Annotated in this window: 14 protein-coding genes; 9 read left to right on the forward strand and 5 right to left on the reverse strand. The window is 74.2% G+C overall.

Annotated features, from left to right (window positions below; all coding sequences use genetic code 11):
- Nucleotides 1-133: 133 nt before the first annotated feature.
- From AB0F52_RS24130 to AB0F52_RS24140, 3 genes are read right to left on the reverse strand one after another with little or no spacing between them, the layout of a single operon-like run.
- Nucleotides 134-1,024, reverse strand: coding sequence for a glycosyltransferase (locus tag AB0F52_RS24130; protein WP_360175050.1), 891 nt, complete (start codon nucleotides 1,022-1,024; stop codon nucleotides 134-136).
- On the reverse strand, nucleotides 1,003-1,869 hold the full coding sequence (locus tag AB0F52_RS24135) for a glycosyltransferase (RefSeq protein ID WP_360175053.1): 867 nt from the start codon (nucleotides 1,867-1,869) through the stop codon (nucleotides 1,003-1,005). The genes AB0F52_RS24130 and AB0F52_RS24135 overlap by 22 nt, the downstream gene beginning before the upstream one ends.
- Nucleotides 1,866-2,723 carry a polysaccharide pyruvyl transferase family protein gene (locus tag AB0F52_RS24140; protein ID WP_360175056.1) on the reverse strand — a complete coding sequence of 286 codons (858 nt, stop codon included), beginning with the start codon at nucleotides 2,721-2,723 and terminating at the stop codon, nucleotides 1,866-1,868. The genes AB0F52_RS24135 and AB0F52_RS24140 overlap by 4 nt, the downstream gene beginning before the upstream one ends.
- A gap of 73 nt (nucleotides 2,724-2,796) precedes the next feature.
- Between AB0F52_RS24140 and AB0F52_RS24145 the strand changes: the two genes are divergently transcribed.
- From AB0F52_RS24145 to AB0F52_RS24185, 9 genes are all read left to right on the forward strand, one after another.
- A complete protein-coding gene (locus AB0F52_RS24145) occupies nucleotides 2,797-3,762 on the forward strand; it encodes a UDP-glucuronic acid decarboxylase family protein (protein WP_360175059.1) in 966 nt (321 codons plus the stop codon).
- A gap of 112 nt (nucleotides 3,763-3,874) precedes the next feature.
- Nucleotides 3,875-5,548, forward strand: coding sequence for a carbamoyltransferase C-terminal domain-containing protein (locus AB0F52_RS24150; protein ID WP_360175062.1), 1,674 nt, complete (start codon nucleotides 3,875-3,877; stop codon nucleotides 5,546-5,548).
- Nucleotides 5,548-6,108 carry an SIS domain-containing protein gene (locus AB0F52_RS24155; protein ID WP_360175065.1) on the forward strand — a complete coding sequence of 187 codons (561 nt, stop codon included), beginning with the start codon at nucleotides 5,548-5,550 and terminating at the stop codon, nucleotides 6,106-6,108. The genes AB0F52_RS24150 and AB0F52_RS24155 overlap by 1 nt, the downstream gene beginning before the upstream one ends.
- Nucleotides 6,105-7,472, forward strand: coding sequence for a PfkB family carbohydrate kinase (locus tag AB0F52_RS24160; RefSeq protein WP_360175068.1), 1,368 nt, complete (start codon nucleotides 6,105-6,107; stop codon nucleotides 7,470-7,472). Before AB0F52_RS24155 ends, AB0F52_RS24160 begins: the two co-directional genes overlap by 4 nt.
- Before the next feature lie 24 nt (nucleotides 7,473-7,496).
- Nucleotides 7,497-8,183 carry an SDR family oxidoreductase gene (locus AB0F52_RS24165; RefSeq protein WP_360175071.1) on the forward strand — a complete coding sequence of 229 codons (687 nt, stop codon included), beginning with the start codon at nucleotides 7,497-7,499 and terminating at the stop codon, nucleotides 8,181-8,183.
- Nucleotides 8,174-9,124: a glycosyltransferase family 9 protein gene (locus AB0F52_RS24170; protein WP_360175074.1), complete on the forward strand. Its 951-nt coding sequence runs from the start codon at nucleotides 8,174-8,176 to the stop codon at nucleotides 9,122-9,124. Before AB0F52_RS24165 ends, AB0F52_RS24170 begins: the two co-directional genes overlap by 10 nt.
- Entirely contained in the window at nucleotides 9,117-10,427 is a 1,311-nt protein-coding gene (locus tag AB0F52_RS24175; protein ID WP_360175077.1) for a UDP-glucose/GDP-mannose dehydrogenase family protein, read from the forward strand. Before AB0F52_RS24170 ends, AB0F52_RS24175 begins: the two co-directional genes overlap by 8 nt.
- Nucleotides 10,424-11,029 (forward strand): NAD(P)H-dependent oxidoreductase, encoded by a 606-nt coding sequence (locus AB0F52_RS24180; protein ID WP_360175080.1) that lies wholly within the window; start codon nucleotides 10,424-10,426, stop codon nucleotides 11,027-11,029. The genes AB0F52_RS24175 and AB0F52_RS24180 overlap by 4 nt, the downstream gene beginning before the upstream one ends.
- 97 nt (nucleotides 11,030-11,126) lie before the next feature.
- Nucleotides 11,127-11,306 (forward strand): hypothetical protein, encoded by a 180-nt coding sequence (locus AB0F52_RS24185; RefSeq protein WP_285991339.1) that lies wholly within the window; start codon nucleotides 11,127-11,129, stop codon nucleotides 11,304-11,306.
- Nucleotides 11,307-11,309: 3 nt separating this feature from the next.
- On the opposite strand, the gene AB0F52_RS24190 is transcribed toward AB0F52_RS24185, so the two are convergent.
- Both AB0F52_RS24190 and AB0F52_RS24195 read right to left on the reverse strand, forming a co-directional pair.
- Nucleotides 11,310-12,428, reverse strand: a complete 1,119-nt coding sequence (locus AB0F52_RS24190; RefSeq protein ID WP_360175083.1) for an aromatic acid exporter family protein — start codon at nucleotides 12,426-12,428, stop codon at nucleotides 11,310-11,312.
- Nucleotides 12,429-12,829: 401 nt separating this feature from the next.
- Nucleotides 12,830-14,179 carry an aldehyde dehydrogenase family protein gene (locus AB0F52_RS24195; protein ID WP_360175086.1) on the reverse strand — a complete coding sequence of 450 codons (1,350 nt, stop codon included), beginning with the start codon at nucleotides 14,177-14,179 and terminating at the stop codon, nucleotides 12,830-12,832.
- Nucleotides 14,180-14,267 lie beyond the last annotated feature (88 nt).

Below are 14,267 nucleotides of genomic sequence, written 5' to 3' on the forward strand. Positions count from 1 at the left end.
ACCCGACCACCCCGAACCCGCTACCCCACCCACCGCAAAAACAGCCGACAAGGCAAGAAGACCACCACACGTTAAAACCCAAGGACTCATTCCTGACGTCAGACGTCAGGAATGAGTCATTCACGACATGCGCTCAGCCCACGTAGCGGCGGGCCTTCGACTCACGCTGGGGTGCTTCCAGCAGGCGCAGGCCGTGTTCGACGTGGTGCGGGACCACCCGGCGGTCCCGCAGCACCGACGGGAGGCCGCGGGCCACGTCCAGCAGCGCCGCCGCCGTGGCCAAGTCCGCCGGCGCGGACCGCAGCACGTCACGGCCGCGGCGGAACACCGCCGGCCAGGGGCGGCGCAGCAGGAGCGTCCACAGCGTGTTGCGGATGCCGAGGCGGCGGCGGTGGCGCGGGTCGCGCAGCTTCGAGGGCGCGTGGTGGATCACGACGTCCTCGGCCCAGCACATCCACCAGCCCCGCGCGGCCAGGTCCAGGGCGAACAGCTCCTCCTCGCCGCCGAGCCACATCCGCGTCGAGAAGCCGCCGACCTCGCGGAACGCGCTGACGCGCACCGCCGTCAGGCCCGCCATGATGCCGAGCAGCGCCGGCCCCGGCAGCCAGTCCGGCCCCGGCACCGGCGACTCGCGCAGCTCCGGGGTGATCGGGTCCTCGGCCAGGCCGGGCTCGACCAGGCAGCGCCCGGTCACCGAGCCGAGCCCCGGATACGCGTCCAGCAGGTCGGCGGCCCGGGTCAGGGCGCCGGGTTGCCACGTCGTGTCGTCGTCGCAGAAGGCCACGTACGGCGTCGTCACCTCCTCGACGGCGATGTTGCGCCCCACCGCGCCGAGGTTCTCCGCCAGCGGGAACAGGCGGACGCCGGGGAATTCGCGGGCGACCATGCCGGCCGTGCCGTCCGCGGATCCGTTGTCCGCGACGAAGACCGGCGCGGCGTCCGGCAGGGACGTCATGTGCGCCAGCGTCTCGCGCAACTGCTCGCGGCGGTTGCAGGTGATGATCACGACCGAGATTCGCGCCATTCGGCGGTCCTTTCCAGAGTCCGGGCCTGGTGTTCGACGTGGGCGGGCAGCACGCGCCGCGAGCTCAGCGCGCGCGGCAGCCGCGGCACCGCACCGAGGACGGCGCCGGGGGCCCGCACCAGCGTCCGCGCCACCTCGCGGCGGCAGACCCGCGGTGGGCGGCGCAGCAGGGCGATGAGCAGCCGGTTGCGCAGTTCGGCCCGGCGGCGCCACGACGACGGCGGCCGCGACCGGGACGGGTGGTGGTGGGCGCGCAGGCGCCCGACGTAGCAGACCTCCCAGCCGCGGGCGGCCAGGTCGTAGGCGAGCAGCTGCTCCTCGGCCCCGAAGTGCAGCAGCGGGCTGAACCCGCCCACCTGCAGGTACGCCGTGCGGCGCACGATCGCGGAGCAGGCGAGGAAGCCGAGCACCAGGGGCCCGGGAGCGCCGGCCGGGTGGCCCAGCGGGCTGCGCTCCATTTCGGGCGTCACCGGGTCGTCCCGGCATTCCGGGCCGACGAGGGTGCGCGCGGCGAGCAGGCCGGTGCGCGGGTGCTCGTCGAAGATCCGCTCGGCTTCGGCCAGCGCGTCCGGCGCCCACCACGAGTCGTCGTCGCTGAAGGCGATGTACGGCGTGTCGGCCGCGATGACGCCGAGGGTGCGCGCGGCGGCGCCGAGGTTCTGGGGCAGCCGGATCACGCGCACGTTCTCGTGCCGTCCGGCGACGTCGGCCGTGTCGTCCTCGGAAGCGTTGTCCAGCACGATGACCGGCGGCCGGGGGTCCAAGGAGGACAACCGGCCGAGGGTGCGCGCCAGCTCGGTGGCGCGGTTGCGGGTGGCGATGACGACGGTCGTGCGCGCGCTCATCGCGATCCCACCAGCTCGTCCACCAGCGCGGCCAGGGACGCCGGGTGCGCGGGCGGCCGCACCGGGGCCGGCAGGCACCACTCCAGGCGGGCGTCGAGCAGCGCGGTGTCGCCGGCGTCCTCGGCCGCCACCACCGGCCAGTCCAGCGCCTTCCCCTGCGCGGTCACCTTCCCGCCGCCGGCCACCGGGTCGACGGCGAGCACCGGCACCCCGGCCTTGAGCCCGAAGACCAGCCCGTGCAGCCGGGTCGTCACCACGGCGTCCATTTTGGACACCAGTGCGGCGAACTGGTCCGGGGTGGCGCACCGCTCCCAGTCCGCGTGCGCGAGCCGGGTGTCCAGCGGCACGCGGGCGCAGTCCAGGCCGGCGAGCCAGCCGGTCAGTGCCTCGTGGACGTCGCCGTGGCGCCCCGCGCCGCCGTATTCCGGCTGGTGCGGCGCCAGGATCACGCCGAGCACCGGCGTGGGCGACACCGGCGCGCCCAGTGCCAGGTCGAGCTCGGCGGTGACGCCGTCGTCGCGCGCAATGACCCGGTGGAACCCGGTGACCGCCGGGTCTTCGGCATCGGGCACGGACACGCCGACCGCGATCCGGCGGCAGGAGGCATAGCGCTCGTGCAGCGAACGCACCTGCGGCCCGTGCACCGGGCCGCAGGCGAACACCACGTGCGTGTAGTCCTCGGGTGGCGCGTCGGGCAGGTGCAGGGTGCCGGGCCGGAAGCCGGGGCTCCACGCGACCCGGTGGTCGATCCCCGCCTCCGCCAGCGCGTTCCCGGCCGCGCGCAGGCTGAGGACGTCCCCCGCGGTGGCTTCGCCGTGCAGAAAACTGGCCCAACCGGTGAGCAGAACTCGCATGGTTCGGGCGTTTACCCGCTCTCCACCGCCTTACACGGTTTTGCGGCCGCCGGGGCCGGGTAGCCGCCACGGCATGACGGATCCGGGAGTGACCAGGCGGTTCGGGCGTGCGGTGGTGACCGGGGGTGCCGGCTTCGTCGGCGCGCACCTGTGCGAGCTGCTGCTCGAAGAGGACATCGAAGTCGTCGCCGTCGACAACCTCGCGACATCGTCGGCGGACAGCCTGGACCACCTGCGCCGCCACGAGGGGTTCCGGTTCGTGCGGCACGACGTCACGCAGCCGATGCCGCTGAGCTGCGAAGCCGACGTCGTCTTCCACCTGGCTTCGGCCGCGTCGCCCCGCGACTACCTGGCCCTGCCGCTGGAAACCCTGCGCGCGGGCTCGCGCGGCACCGAGAACGCGCTCGAGCTGGCCCGCCGCGACGGCGCCCGGTTCGTGCTCGCTTCGACCAGCGAGGTGTACGGCGATCCCCTGGAACACCCGCAGCGCGAAGGGTATTGGGGCAACGTCAACCCGACCGGCCCGCGCAGCGTCTACGACGAAGCCAAGCGCTACGCCGAAGCGCTGACGTCGGCCTACCGCCGCGAATACGGCGTCGACACGGCGATCGCGCGGATCTTCAACACCTACGGCCCCGGCATGCGCCCCCACGACGGCCGGATGATCCCGGCGTTCCTCGGCCAGGCGCTCAAGAACGACCCCATCACGGTCACCGGCACCGGCGAACAGACCCGGTCCATCTGCTACGTCGAGGACACCGTCCGCGGCCTGCTGGCCCTCGCGCGGGCGGACCACCCGGGGCCGGTCAACATCGGCAACCCGGGCGAACTGACCGTCCGCCAAGTGGCGGAACGCATCAAGGACATCACCGGGTCCGGCTCCCCGATCGAATACGTCGACGCCGTCGTCGACGACCCGCAGCGGCGGTGCCCCGACATCTCCCTCGCGCGGGACGTCCTCGGCTGGGAACCGAAGATCGACTCCGACGACGGCCTCCGTCGCACTGCGGCGTGGTTCCGCCGGGCGCCGTCGCGCTGAGTAGCGACGCCCAGGGCTTATGCGCGCCATCGTTTATCAACGACTTCGCCGGGTAGCGCTATAGGCGAGAGCGGGCCCCACGAGTCCGCACCGGAACGCCAGAGGCAGGTCGATGCGCATACTCGGGATCAATGCCGTCTTCCACGACCCGGCCGCCGCGCTGGTGGTGGACGGGGAGATCGTCGCCGCGGCGGAGGAAGAGCGGTTCAGCCGCCGCAAGCACGGCAAGCAGGCGGTGCCGTTCTCCACGTGGGAACAGCCCGCCCAGGCCGCCGCCTGGTGCCTGGCCCAGGCGGGGTTCTCCGCGAAGGACCTCGACGCCGTCGGATACTCCTACGACCCCGCACTCGTGGAGCCGGGCCTGGCCGGGCACGACCCGAGCGGCGAGGAGCTGCGGACGGAGTTCGCGAAGCGGGCGCCGCTGTTCCTGAAGTCCGCGCTGCCCGGGCTCGACCCGGGCATCGTCAAGTTCGTCCGGCACCACGTCGCGCACGCCGCGTCGGCCGCGCTCGCCGCGCCGTTCGGTGACTGCGCCGTGCTCGTCGCCGACGGCCGCGGCGAGAGCACGTCCTATTTGGCCGGCGAGTACCGCGACGGGCGGTTCAAGGAACTGGCGGCGCAGAAGCTGCCGCACTCGCTCGGCCTGCTCTACGAAGACCTCACCGAGCACCTGGGCTTCGCGCGATCCAGCGACGAGTACAAGGTCATGGCGCTCGCCTCCTACGGCAAGCCGGAGTTCCTCGACGAACTCTGCGAGCACGTCCACGTCACCGGCGACGGCGGCTTCCACGCCTCCGGCGTCGACCTGGCCTCGCTGGCCCCGCGCCGCGAAGCCGGCCAGGAGCTGACGTCGCGGCACGCTGATCTGGCCGCGAGTGTCCAGAAAGTCCTCGAAGACATCCTGCTGGAGCTGACGGACTGGCTGCACGAGGCCACCGGCCAGCGCGACCTGGCGATGGCGGGCGGGATCGCGCTCAACTGCGTCGCGAACAGCCGGCTGCACGCGGAAGGCCCGTTCGACCGGATCTGGGTGCAGCCCGCCGCCGGGGACGCGGGGACCGCGCTCGGCGCCGCGCTGCAGCTGGCCGCCGAAGCCGGGGAACGCGGGACTCCCATGGGGGACGCCGGCCTCGGTCGCGGGTGGACCGACGAAGAGCTCGAAGAGATCCTGATCAAGGCGAAGCTGCCCTACGAACGGCCGGACGACCTCGCCGAGACCGTCGCCGAAGCGCTGGCGAACGACGAGGTGATCGCCTGGTTCCAGGGCCGCGCCGAGTTCGGCCCGCGGGCGCTCGGGCACCGGTCGCTGCTGGCCCACCCGGGCCGCAAGGAGAACCTGGAACGGCTCAACGACGTCAAGGGCCGCGAGCAGTTCCGCCCGGTGGCGCCGATGGTGCGCGCCGAGCGGGCGGCCGAGATCTTCACCCGCGGCCCGCTGCCCAGCCCCTACATGCTGTTCGTGCACGACGTCGCCGAAGAATGGCGCGACCGCATCCCGGCCGTCACCCACGTGGACGGCACGGCCCGGGTGCAGACCGTCGAAGAACGCGAAAACCCGGTGCTGGCCCGGATGCTGGCCGGGTTCGAGCGCCGGACCGGCCTGCCGGTCGTGATCAACACCAGTCTCAACACCGCGGGCCGCCCGATGGTCGACTCGCCCCGGGACGCGCTGGAGTGCTTCGGCTCGGCCCCGATCGACCTGCTCGCGCTGGGGCCGTTCGTGCTCCGGCGTCCCCGACCCACCCGAACCGGCGCGGCGTCGCCGGAGGAGAAGGAGGTGCCGTGATGGAAGACCATCTCGCCGCGCTGGCCGAAGCCGCCGGCCGGGCCCGCGAATCCGCCCCCAAGATAACCGCGTGGGGCCGGCACCTCGCCGGGGTGTTCGAGGCCGGCGGCAAGCTGCTCGCCTGCGGCAACGGCGGCAGCGCGGCCGAGGCACAGCACCTGACCGGCGAGCTCGTCGGCCGGTTCCGCCACGAACGCCGTCCCCTCTCGGCCATCGCGCTGCACGCGGACACGTCCGCGACCACGGCGATCGTCAACGACTACGGCGACCACGAGGTCTTCGCCCGCCAGGTGCACGCGCACGGGCGGCCGGGTGACGTCCTGGTGTGCCTGTCCACCAGCGGTGGCAGCCAGAACGTCGTCGCCGCCGCGAAGGCGGCGCACGAACTGGGCGTGACGACGTGGGCGCTGACCGGGCCGGCCCCCAACCCCCTCGCCGCCCTGTGCGACGACGCGGTGACGGTCGAAGCGCCGACCGTCGCGACCGTGCAGGAAATGCACTTGGCGCTGGTGCACGGCCTGTGCGCGGCCCTCGACCACGCGCTCGGAGTGACCGCGTGAGGCCGCTGGTCGTCCTCGGCGACACGCTGCTGGACGTCGACCTCGAAGGCACCGCCGAGCGGCTGTGCCCGGAGGCGCCGGTGCCGGTGGTCGATCTGACGGCCCGGCGCCGCCGCCCCGGCGGGGCCGGCCTGGCCGCGCTGCTGGCCGCGCGCTCGGCGGCCGAGGTCGTGCTGGTCACGCCGCTCGGCGACGACGAAGGCGGCCACGCGCTCACCGGCCTGCTGGAACCGGACGTCACCGTGCTGCCGCTGCCGCTGGGCGGCACCACGGTGTGCAAGACCCGGATCCGCGCGGGCGGGCAGTCGTTGCTGCGCCTGGATTCCGGCGACGGCACGGCGACCGCCGACCCGCTGCCCGCCCGGGTGCACGACGTCCTGGCCGAGGCCGGCGCGATCCTCGTGGCCGACTACGGCCGCGGCCTGACGCGCAACCCGGACGTCCGGCGGCTGCTGCGCGAGCTGGCCGAGCGGATCCCGGTGGTCTGGGACCCCCACCCCCGCGGCGCCCAGCCGGTGCCCGGCACGCGGCTGGTCACCCCGAACCTCGCCGAGGCGCGCGCGGTGCTCGCCGGGCACGAGGAGCCGGCCGAGCTCGCCAAGCTGCTGCGCGGCCACTGGCACGCCGACGCGGTCGCGGTGACCACCGGGGCCCGCGGTGCGGTGCTGGCCGACGGCCTCGGCGAAACGACCGTCCCGATCCCCGCCGCGGCGCGGCTGCCGGGCCACACCGCGCCCGACACGTGCGGTGCGGGCGACCGGTTCGCCGCCGCGGCCGCCGCCGCCCTGCTCGGCGGCGCGGACACGACCGAAGCCGTGGTGACCGCGGTCGAGGCGGCCGCCCGGTTCGTCGCCGCCGGCGGTGCGACCGCGCTGTCCACGGACGAGGGCCCGGTGCCCGACCCGCAGCCGGCGACCGACGCCTTCGGCCTCGCCGAGCGGATCCGCGGAACCGGCGGCCGGCTGATCGCCACCGGCGGCTGCTTCGACCTGCTGCACCCCGGGCACGTGAGCCTGCTGCGGCAGGCCCGCGCCCTCGGCGACGCACTCGTCGTCTGCCTCAATTCCGACGCGTCGGTGCGGGGTCTCAAGGGTCCCGGCCGGCCGCTGGTCCACGACCGCGACCGCGCCCGGCTCCTCGCCGCTTTGTCCTTTGTGGACGCCGTCGCCGTCTTCGACGAGCCGTCGCCCACCGCCGTCCTGGAGAAGCTGCGCCCGGACGTGTGGGTGAAGGGCGGCGATTACGCGGAAGCGGACCTGCCCGAACGCGAAGTGGTCGAACGGCACGGCGGCGAAGTCGTGCTCGTCCCGACCGTGCCCGGCTACTCGACCTCCCGGCTGGTCGCCGCGGCGGCCAGTGCCTGACCCCCTCGCCCGCGAAGGAGAGCGATGCGACCCCTCGGCAACGTCCTGATCACCGGTGGCGCGTCCGGCCTCGGCGCCGCCACCGTCGACGCCGTCCGCAAGGCCGGCGGCACCCCGTACGTCCTCGACCGGGTCCGTCCCGACGACCCGGCGGAATACGTCGAGGCCGACCTGACCGACACCGCCGCGACCGAGGCCGCGGTGCGCGAGCTGGCCGAGCGCGCGGGCGGCCTGGACGGTGTCTTCACCGCCGCCGGCACCGACGCCTGTGGCCCGCTCGGCGAAGTGCCGACCGAAGACTGGGAGCGGGTCGTCAAGGTGAACCTGTTCGGCACGGCCGCGGTGATCCGCGCCGCGCTCCCCTCCCTGGAACGCTCCCGCGGCACGGTCGTCACCGTCGCCTCCACCCTGGGCATCAAGGCGGTGAGCGACGCGACCGCCTACTGCGCCTCGAAGTTCGGCGTCGTCGGCTTCACCCGGGCGCTCGCCGCCGAGCTGGCCGGGCGCGTCGGCGTCACGCTGCTCATCCCGGGCGGGATGTGGACGCACTTCTTCGACGACCGCACCGACCAGTACAAGCCGCCGCCGGACGCCAAGCTCAACCAGCCCGAGCACGTCGCGAACACCGTGGTCTTCGCGCTGCAGCAGCCGCCGGGCGCCGAAGTCCGGGAACTGGTCGTGTGCGCGTCGGAGGAGGGATCGTGGCCGTGAGTGCCGCGGTCCTCGTGCTGCGCGCGCTCGGCGTCGGGGACCTGCTGACGGCGGTGCCCGCGTTGCGCGCCCTGCGGGCGGCGTACCCCGGTGACCGCCTGGTGCTGGCCGCGCCCGAGAGCCTGCGGGACCTGGTGGAGCTGATCGACGCGGTCGACGAGCTGCTGCCGACCCCGAAGCTCGGCGAGCTCGCCTGGCCCGGCCCGCCGCCACGGCTCGCCGTCAACCTGCACGGCAGCGGTCCGGAGAGCATCCACGACCTCATGGCCGCCGATCCCGCCGAGCTGCTGACCCACCGCCACCCCGACTTCCCCGACGTGCCCGGTCTCGAGTGGCGCGACGACCTGCACGAAGTGGACCGCTGGTGCCGGCTCGTCGAATACCACCACGTGGCGGCGGACCGGTCGGCGCTGGCCCTGCCCGTGCCGCCGGGCCCGAGTCCCGCCCCGGACGCCGTCGTGGTGCACCCCGGGGCGGCGTTCCCGGCCCGGCGCTGGCCGCCCGGGCGGTTCGCGGCCGTCGTGCGGGACCTCGCCGCGCGCGGGCACCGCGTCGTGCTCACCGGCAGCGCCGCCGAACGCGACCTGGCGGTTTCGATCGCCGAGGCGGCCGGGCTCGGCGAGGACGCCGTGCTGGCCGGGCGCACCGGCCTGGCGGAACTGGCCGCGCTGGTGGCCGGGGCGGCGCTCGTCGTCTGCGGCGACACCGGTGTCGGGCACCTCGCCACGGCGTTCGGCACGCCGTCGGTGCTGCTGTTCGGCCCGACCCCGCCCCGGCTGTGGGGCCCGCCGCCGTCCGCGCGGCAGCACGTCGTGCTCTGGGCCGGGAACGTCGGCGATCCGCATGGCGAGGAGCCCGACGGCGGCTTGCTGCTGCTCGGCGAAGAGCGCGTGCTCGCGGCGACGCGGTCGGCCCTGGAAATGCGGGTGGCGCATGGCTGACCACATCGGGATCGTCGGTGCGGGCTACGTCGGGCTGACGAGTGCCGCGTGCTTCGCGCGGCTCGGGCACCGCGTCACCTGCGTGGACGCCGACGAGTCCAAAGTGGACGATCTGAGCCGGGGCGTGGTGGCCATCGCCGAACCCGGCCTGGCCGAGCTGGTCGGCCATGGCCTCGCCGACCGGACGCTGAGCTTCACCACCGCCCAAGCGGAGCTGTACGGCACGGACCTCGTCTTCCTGTGCCTGCCCACGCCGCCCGCCGAGGACGGCCGCCCCGACCTGGGCGTGCTCGAACACGTCGTGCCGCAGCTCGGGCGGCTGCTGCGGCCCGGCTGCGTGGTGGTCACCAAGTCGACCGTGCCGGTCGGCACCGCGGCGCGGCTGCCCCGCCTGCTGGGCCGCGACGACCTGCCGGTCGTGGCGAACCCCGAGTTCCTCCGCGAAGGGCACGCCGTCGACGACTTCCTGCACCCGGACCGGGTCGTGGTCGGCACCGACCCGGCGGACTCACCGGCGGCCCGGCGGGTCGCCCGGCTGTACGAGCCGACCGGCGCCCCGGTGGTGGCGACCGACTCGGCCAGCGCCGAACTCGCGAAGTACGCGAGCAACGCGTTCCTCGCCGTGAAACTGTCCTACGTGAACGTCCTGGCCGAACTGTGCGAGCGGTTCGGCGCGGACGTCCGCGAGGTCTCGCGCACCATGGGCCTCGACGCGCGGATCGGCCCGGAGTTCCTCGCCCCCGGCCCCGGCTGGGGTGGTTCGTGCCTGCCGAAGGACACCTCGGCCCTGCTGCACGCGGCCGAGGCGGCGGGCGTCGACTTCGGCATCCTGCGCGACGCGGTCCGCGTCAACGCCCGGCAGCGCGCCCGGGTGGTGCGGGCCGTGCGGCAGGCCGTGACGGGTACTCCCGCCGGGTCCCTCGCCGGAGCCCGCATCGGCCTGCTGGGCCTGGCCTTCAAGGCGGGCACCGGCGACCTGCGCGACTCCCCCGCCCTCGCCGTGGCGGCCGAACTCGCCCGCGCGGGCGCCGAACTGACCGCGCACGACCCGGCCGTCAGGTCCGTGCCCGACACCGAAGCGGTCCAGGTCGTCGACGACCCGTACCTGGTGGCCAAGGCCGCCGCGGCCCTCGTCGTGCTCACCGAGTGGCCCGAGTTCCGGGAGCTCGACTGGGCCCGGCTGGCGGCCGCGGCCGACCGGGCGGTCGTCGTCGACACGCGCAACCTGCTCGATCCCGATGCCCTCGCCGAGGCCGGGTTCGCCCACATCGGCGTCGGCACCCATCCCAGGAGGCAGTCATGACCCTGCGCGTCCTCGCGCTGACCTGCACGCTCAAGCCGTCGCCGTCGAAGTCGAGCAGCGATCTCATCGCGCGGCAGCTGCTCGACCTCTTCGCCGAACGCGGCGCCACCGGCGAGCTGGTCCGCGTGGTCGACCACGACGTCCGCCCGGGCGTCGAGGCCGACATGGGCAACGGCGACGAATGGCCGGGCATCCGGCGCAAGATCGCCGCCGCCGACGTCCTGCTGATCGCCACCCCGACGTGGGTCGGCCACATGTCGAGCGTGGCGCAGCGGGTCCTGGAGCGCCTCGACGCCGAGCTGTCCGAAACGGACGACGAGGGCCGGCCGGCGATGTTCGGCAAGGTCGGGGTGGCCGCGGTCGTCGGCAACGAGGACGGCGCCCACAAGATCATCGCGGACCTGTTCCAGGCGCTGAACGACGTCGGTTTCACCGTCCCGGCCCAGGGCGCGACCTATTGGAACGGCGAAGCCATGCAGGGCGGCGACTACCAGGACCTCGACGAGACGCCGGAGGCCGTGGCCTCGACGAACGCGACCCTGGTGCGCAACGCCGTCCACCTGGCCACAGTGCTGCGCGAACAGCAATACCCGACCAAGTGACTACGCCATTCGAGTGATATCGCTGCGCCGGACGAGTGTGGCGCAGGCCACGTGGGCAACCCCCCGGCGTCGTCCGTCCGCGTCAGGGGGTTCCACCATGCCGAACCGTGTCATGATCAGCCGCGACAGCAAGCCGATCCCCTGCGAAGAATGCGGGCTGCCCACGTTGCACGTCGCGCGGCTGGTGTCCGGTGACGGCACGCTGCTGGGCCAGACGATGGTGTGCACGGCCTGCCGCCGGCACCGGTCCGAAGCCGAAGCGGTCGCGGTCCAGTAGCTTTCAGCGTCTCTCCAGCTGCTCCAGGAGCAGCCGCGCGGGCAGCGTCAGGGTCCCCAGGCCCAGCCGGGCCGGGACGCCGTCTTCTTCCGCCGTGACCAGGCGCTTCTCGAGCTTTTCGAGCAGTGCGCGGCATTCGTCCAGCTCGACCGGTTCCCCGGCCATCGCCACCGACTGCACGGCTCCGGCCAGGTGGTGCATGAGGTCGGCCAGCAACTCGCGCGCGTCCGGCCAGGGGTACTCGAACGGGTGCTCCCGCCGGCCCGCCGTCGTGCGGACCGCGGCGAGCAGCTGCGACACCGCGGGCCAGAGCCCGATGAGCGTCCGAAGCGGACGTTCGTGGCGCGTCCCGGCGGAGGGCCGCGTGCGGCGCAGGTTCAGCATCCGCCCTTCCCGCGTCAGGCCGACGGCCTCTTCGGCCGCCAGCACCTGGCTGCGCGTGTCCTGCTCGTGGGACAGCAGGCCGTCGAGGTCTTCCGGCGGCTCGTCCCGGCGGATCAGGTCGGACAGCGACTCCAGGAGGTCGGCCAGCGCTTTCCCGAGCCGCCCGGCCGCCGCGGCCAGCCGTTCGCCGTAGAGGGGCGGGAAGATCAGGGTGTTGACCGCGACGCCGATGGCCGCGCCCAGCGCCGTTTCGAGCAGGCGGTCGCCGAGCAGGACGGGTTCGCGGGCGGTGCCGTAGGAGATCACGAGCATGCCGGTGACGCCGACCCAGACGCCGGAGTCGCCGAACCGCCGCCAGCTGCCGGCGAGCAGGCCCAGGAAGACAACGGTGGCGAGGGCGACGGCCTGCCACGGGATGAACTGGCCGGCCACGGCGGCGAGGACGACACCGGAGGTGACCGAGCCGACCTGCTGGAGCCACCCCCGCAGCGACCGGTAGACGGTGGCTTCCACGAGGAAAACGGCCGCGTAGGGAGCGAGAAAGGGTTGCGGCAGCCGGAGGACGAGGGTGGCCAGCAGCCAGGCGGCGGTCGCGGCGAGGGTGGCTTTGGCGCTCTGGACGAGGATCCGGCGTTCGCGGCCGGGGACGCGGAGAGCGCGGGCGACCCAGCCGACGGGGGTCCGGTCGTGTCGCTCGTCGTCCGATGAGGAGTTTTCGGGGCGCGGCAGCCGGAGCATACGAGCGAACCGGCGCGCTGGGGTGCGGCCGTGGCGCTGCCCATCCGGCGAGGAATCGGGGGTCCGCTCATCCTGGGCCGCGCGAGCAGCCCCGCCGCCGGAAGTCGGATCGTGCCGCTCCCCTACCGGGGAGGAACTGCCGCTCCGCTCATCCCGGACCGCGCGGGCAGCCCGGCCGCCGGAGGCTCGATCGTGCCGCTGCCCATCCGGCGGGGAATCGCCGCTCCGCCCATCCGGCACCGCGTGGCCCTCCCTGCCGTCAGAACCCAGGCCGTGCCGCTCGCCCTCGGGCGAAGAGCCAGCGCTGCTCTTCGCGCGGCCTCCCCGATCCGCCTCCCCCGGCGAACCGGGCCCTTCCTCCTCCGCCGGCCGGTCCTCGCCCGGTCTTTCGCGCTGTCCGGTCATGCGGGCGGGGCGATGTGCACGAGCTTCGTCTGGGTCATCTCGTCGAGCAGCTCCGGCCCGTAGCCGTACCCGTTGCCGCTTCGGGCGCGTGGGTGCGCCGCTCCGCCGGGGGCGCCGCCGAACACGTTGTTCACCTTGACCGTGCCCGCCGGCAGCTCGCGCCACGCTCGCTGCGCGTGGGCCATCGAAGCCGTCAGCACCGTCGCCGCCAGTCCGTAGTCGCCCGTGGCCGCTTCGGCCAGGCCCTCGTCGAAACTCTCCACCACCCGGACCGGCGCCACCGGGCCGAACGTCTCTTCCGTCATCACGCGCAAGTCCGGCGCGCAGCCGGTCAGGACCGTCGCCGGGTAGTGCGCTCCGGGACCGTCCGGAACCGAACCTCCCGTCAGCAGCCGGGCGCCGCGGGCGACCGCGTCGGACACGTGGGAATGCACGTGATCGCGGTGCCGGCGGTCGACCAGCGGGGCCAGCGTCCGCGACTCGGCCTCCTTCACCAGGGCCGCCAGGAACGGCTCGGCGATCGCCGCACACACGTAGATCCGCTCGACCGCCACGCAGATCTGGCCCGAGTTGGCGAACGCCCCCAGCGCCGCCTGGCCGGCCGCCCACGCCGGGTCGACGTCCTCGTCGATCACCAGCGGGTCGTTGCCGCCGTTCTCCAGCAACGTCTTCGCGCCCGTCGCGGCCGCGCTGGCGGCGATCGACCGGCCGGTCGCCGTGCTGCCGACGTGGGCGATCACGTCGACGTCGTCACGCATCGCGAGGATCGCGCCGACCCCGCCGTCGCCGTGCAGGGTCTGCAGCACGCCCTCCGGGAAGACGCCGCCGAGCACCTCGCCGAGCAGCTGCCCGGTGTGCGGGGCACGCTCGCTCGGCTTGTGCACCACCGTGTTCCCGGTGGCCAGCGCCGCGCCCAGGAGCCCGCAGGCGACCGCGACCGGGTCGTTCCACGGGGTGAGGGCCACGACCACGCCGTGCGGCTCGGGCACCATCAGATCCGTCGCGCCGACGTCGCCGAGCAGGCTGCGGCCGCGGTGGACCGGGCCGAGCTCGGCGTACTGGGCCAGCGTGCCCGCCCCGGCGAGCACGCCTTCGCGGGCTTCGTCCCGGGGCTTGCCGGTCTCCGCTTCGTTCGTCTTCGCCAGCTCGTCGGCGTGGGCCCGCAGCCGCTCCGCCGCGGTGTGCAGCAGCGCCCCGCGTTCGGCGGCCGGGGTCCGGGCCCACTGCGCGCGGGTCCGGCGGGCCAGCGCGAGCGCCGCGTCGATCTCGGCTTCACCCGCGGCCGGCACAGTGCCCACCACGCTGCCGTCGGCCGGGTTCCGGATTTCGATCGTCCCCGCGGTCATCCGCACCTCCTTCTCGTCGCTCGCCGGTTACCCGCGCGCGACGGCTTCGACACGCCGTTTGATCACCCCCGCCCCGGGTATCCGGTTC

The sequence above is a fragment of the Amycolatopsis sp. NPDC024027 genome (assembly GCF_040638975.1).
Classification (GTDB): domain Bacteria; phylum Actinomycetota; class Actinomycetes; order Mycobacteriales; family Pseudonocardiaceae; genus Amycolatopsis.

Bases quoted from the DNA above. Each gene is read 5' to 3' on its own strand.
- AB0F52_RS24165 (WP_360175071.1), top strand. From the start codon at position 7,497: ATGCGACCCCTCGGCAACGTCCTGATCACCGGTGGCGCGTCCGGCCTC.
- AB0F52_RS24145 (WP_360175059.1), top strand. From the start codon at position 2,797: ATGACGGATCCGGGAGTGACCAGGCGGTTCGGGCGTGCGGTGGTGACC.
- AB0F52_RS24180 (WP_360175080.1), top strand. From the start codon at position 10,424: ATGACCCTGCGCGTCCTCGCGCTGACCTGCACGCTCAAGCCGTCGCCG.
- AB0F52_RS24140 (WP_360175056.1), bottom strand. From the start codon at position 2,723: ATGCGAGTTCTGCTCACCGGTTGGGCCAGTTTTCTGCACGGCGAAGCC.
- AB0F52_RS24150 (WP_360175062.1), top strand. From the start codon at position 3,875: ATGCGCATACTCGGGATCAATGCCGTCTTCCACGACCCGGCCGCCGCG.
- AB0F52_RS24135 (WP_360175053.1), bottom strand. From the start codon at position 1,869: ATGAGCGCGCGCACGACCGTCGTCATCGCCACCCGCAACCGCGCCACC.
- AB0F52_RS24195 (WP_360175086.1), bottom strand. From the start codon at position 14,179: ATGACCGCGGGGACGATCGAAATCCGGAACCCGGCCGACGGCAGCGTG.
- AB0F52_RS24190 (WP_360175083.1), bottom strand. From the start codon at position 12,428: ATGCTCCGGCTGCCGCGCCCCGAAAACTCCTCATCGGACGACGAGCGA.
- AB0F52_RS24155 (WP_360175065.1), top strand. From the start codon at position 5,548: ATGGAAGACCATCTCGCCGCGCTGGCCGAAGCCGCCGGCCGGGCCCGC.
- AB0F52_RS24175 (WP_360175077.1), top strand. From the start codon at position 9,117: ATGGCTGACCACATCGGGATCGTCGGTGCGGGCTACGTCGGGCTGACG.
- AB0F52_RS24185 (WP_285991339.1), top strand. From the start codon at position 11,127: ATGCCGAACCGTGTCATGATCAGCCGCGACAGCAAGCCGATCCCCTGC.
- AB0F52_RS24130 (WP_360175050.1), bottom strand. From the start codon at position 1,024: ATGGCGCGAATCTCGGTCGTGATCATCACCTGCAACCGCCGCGAGCAG.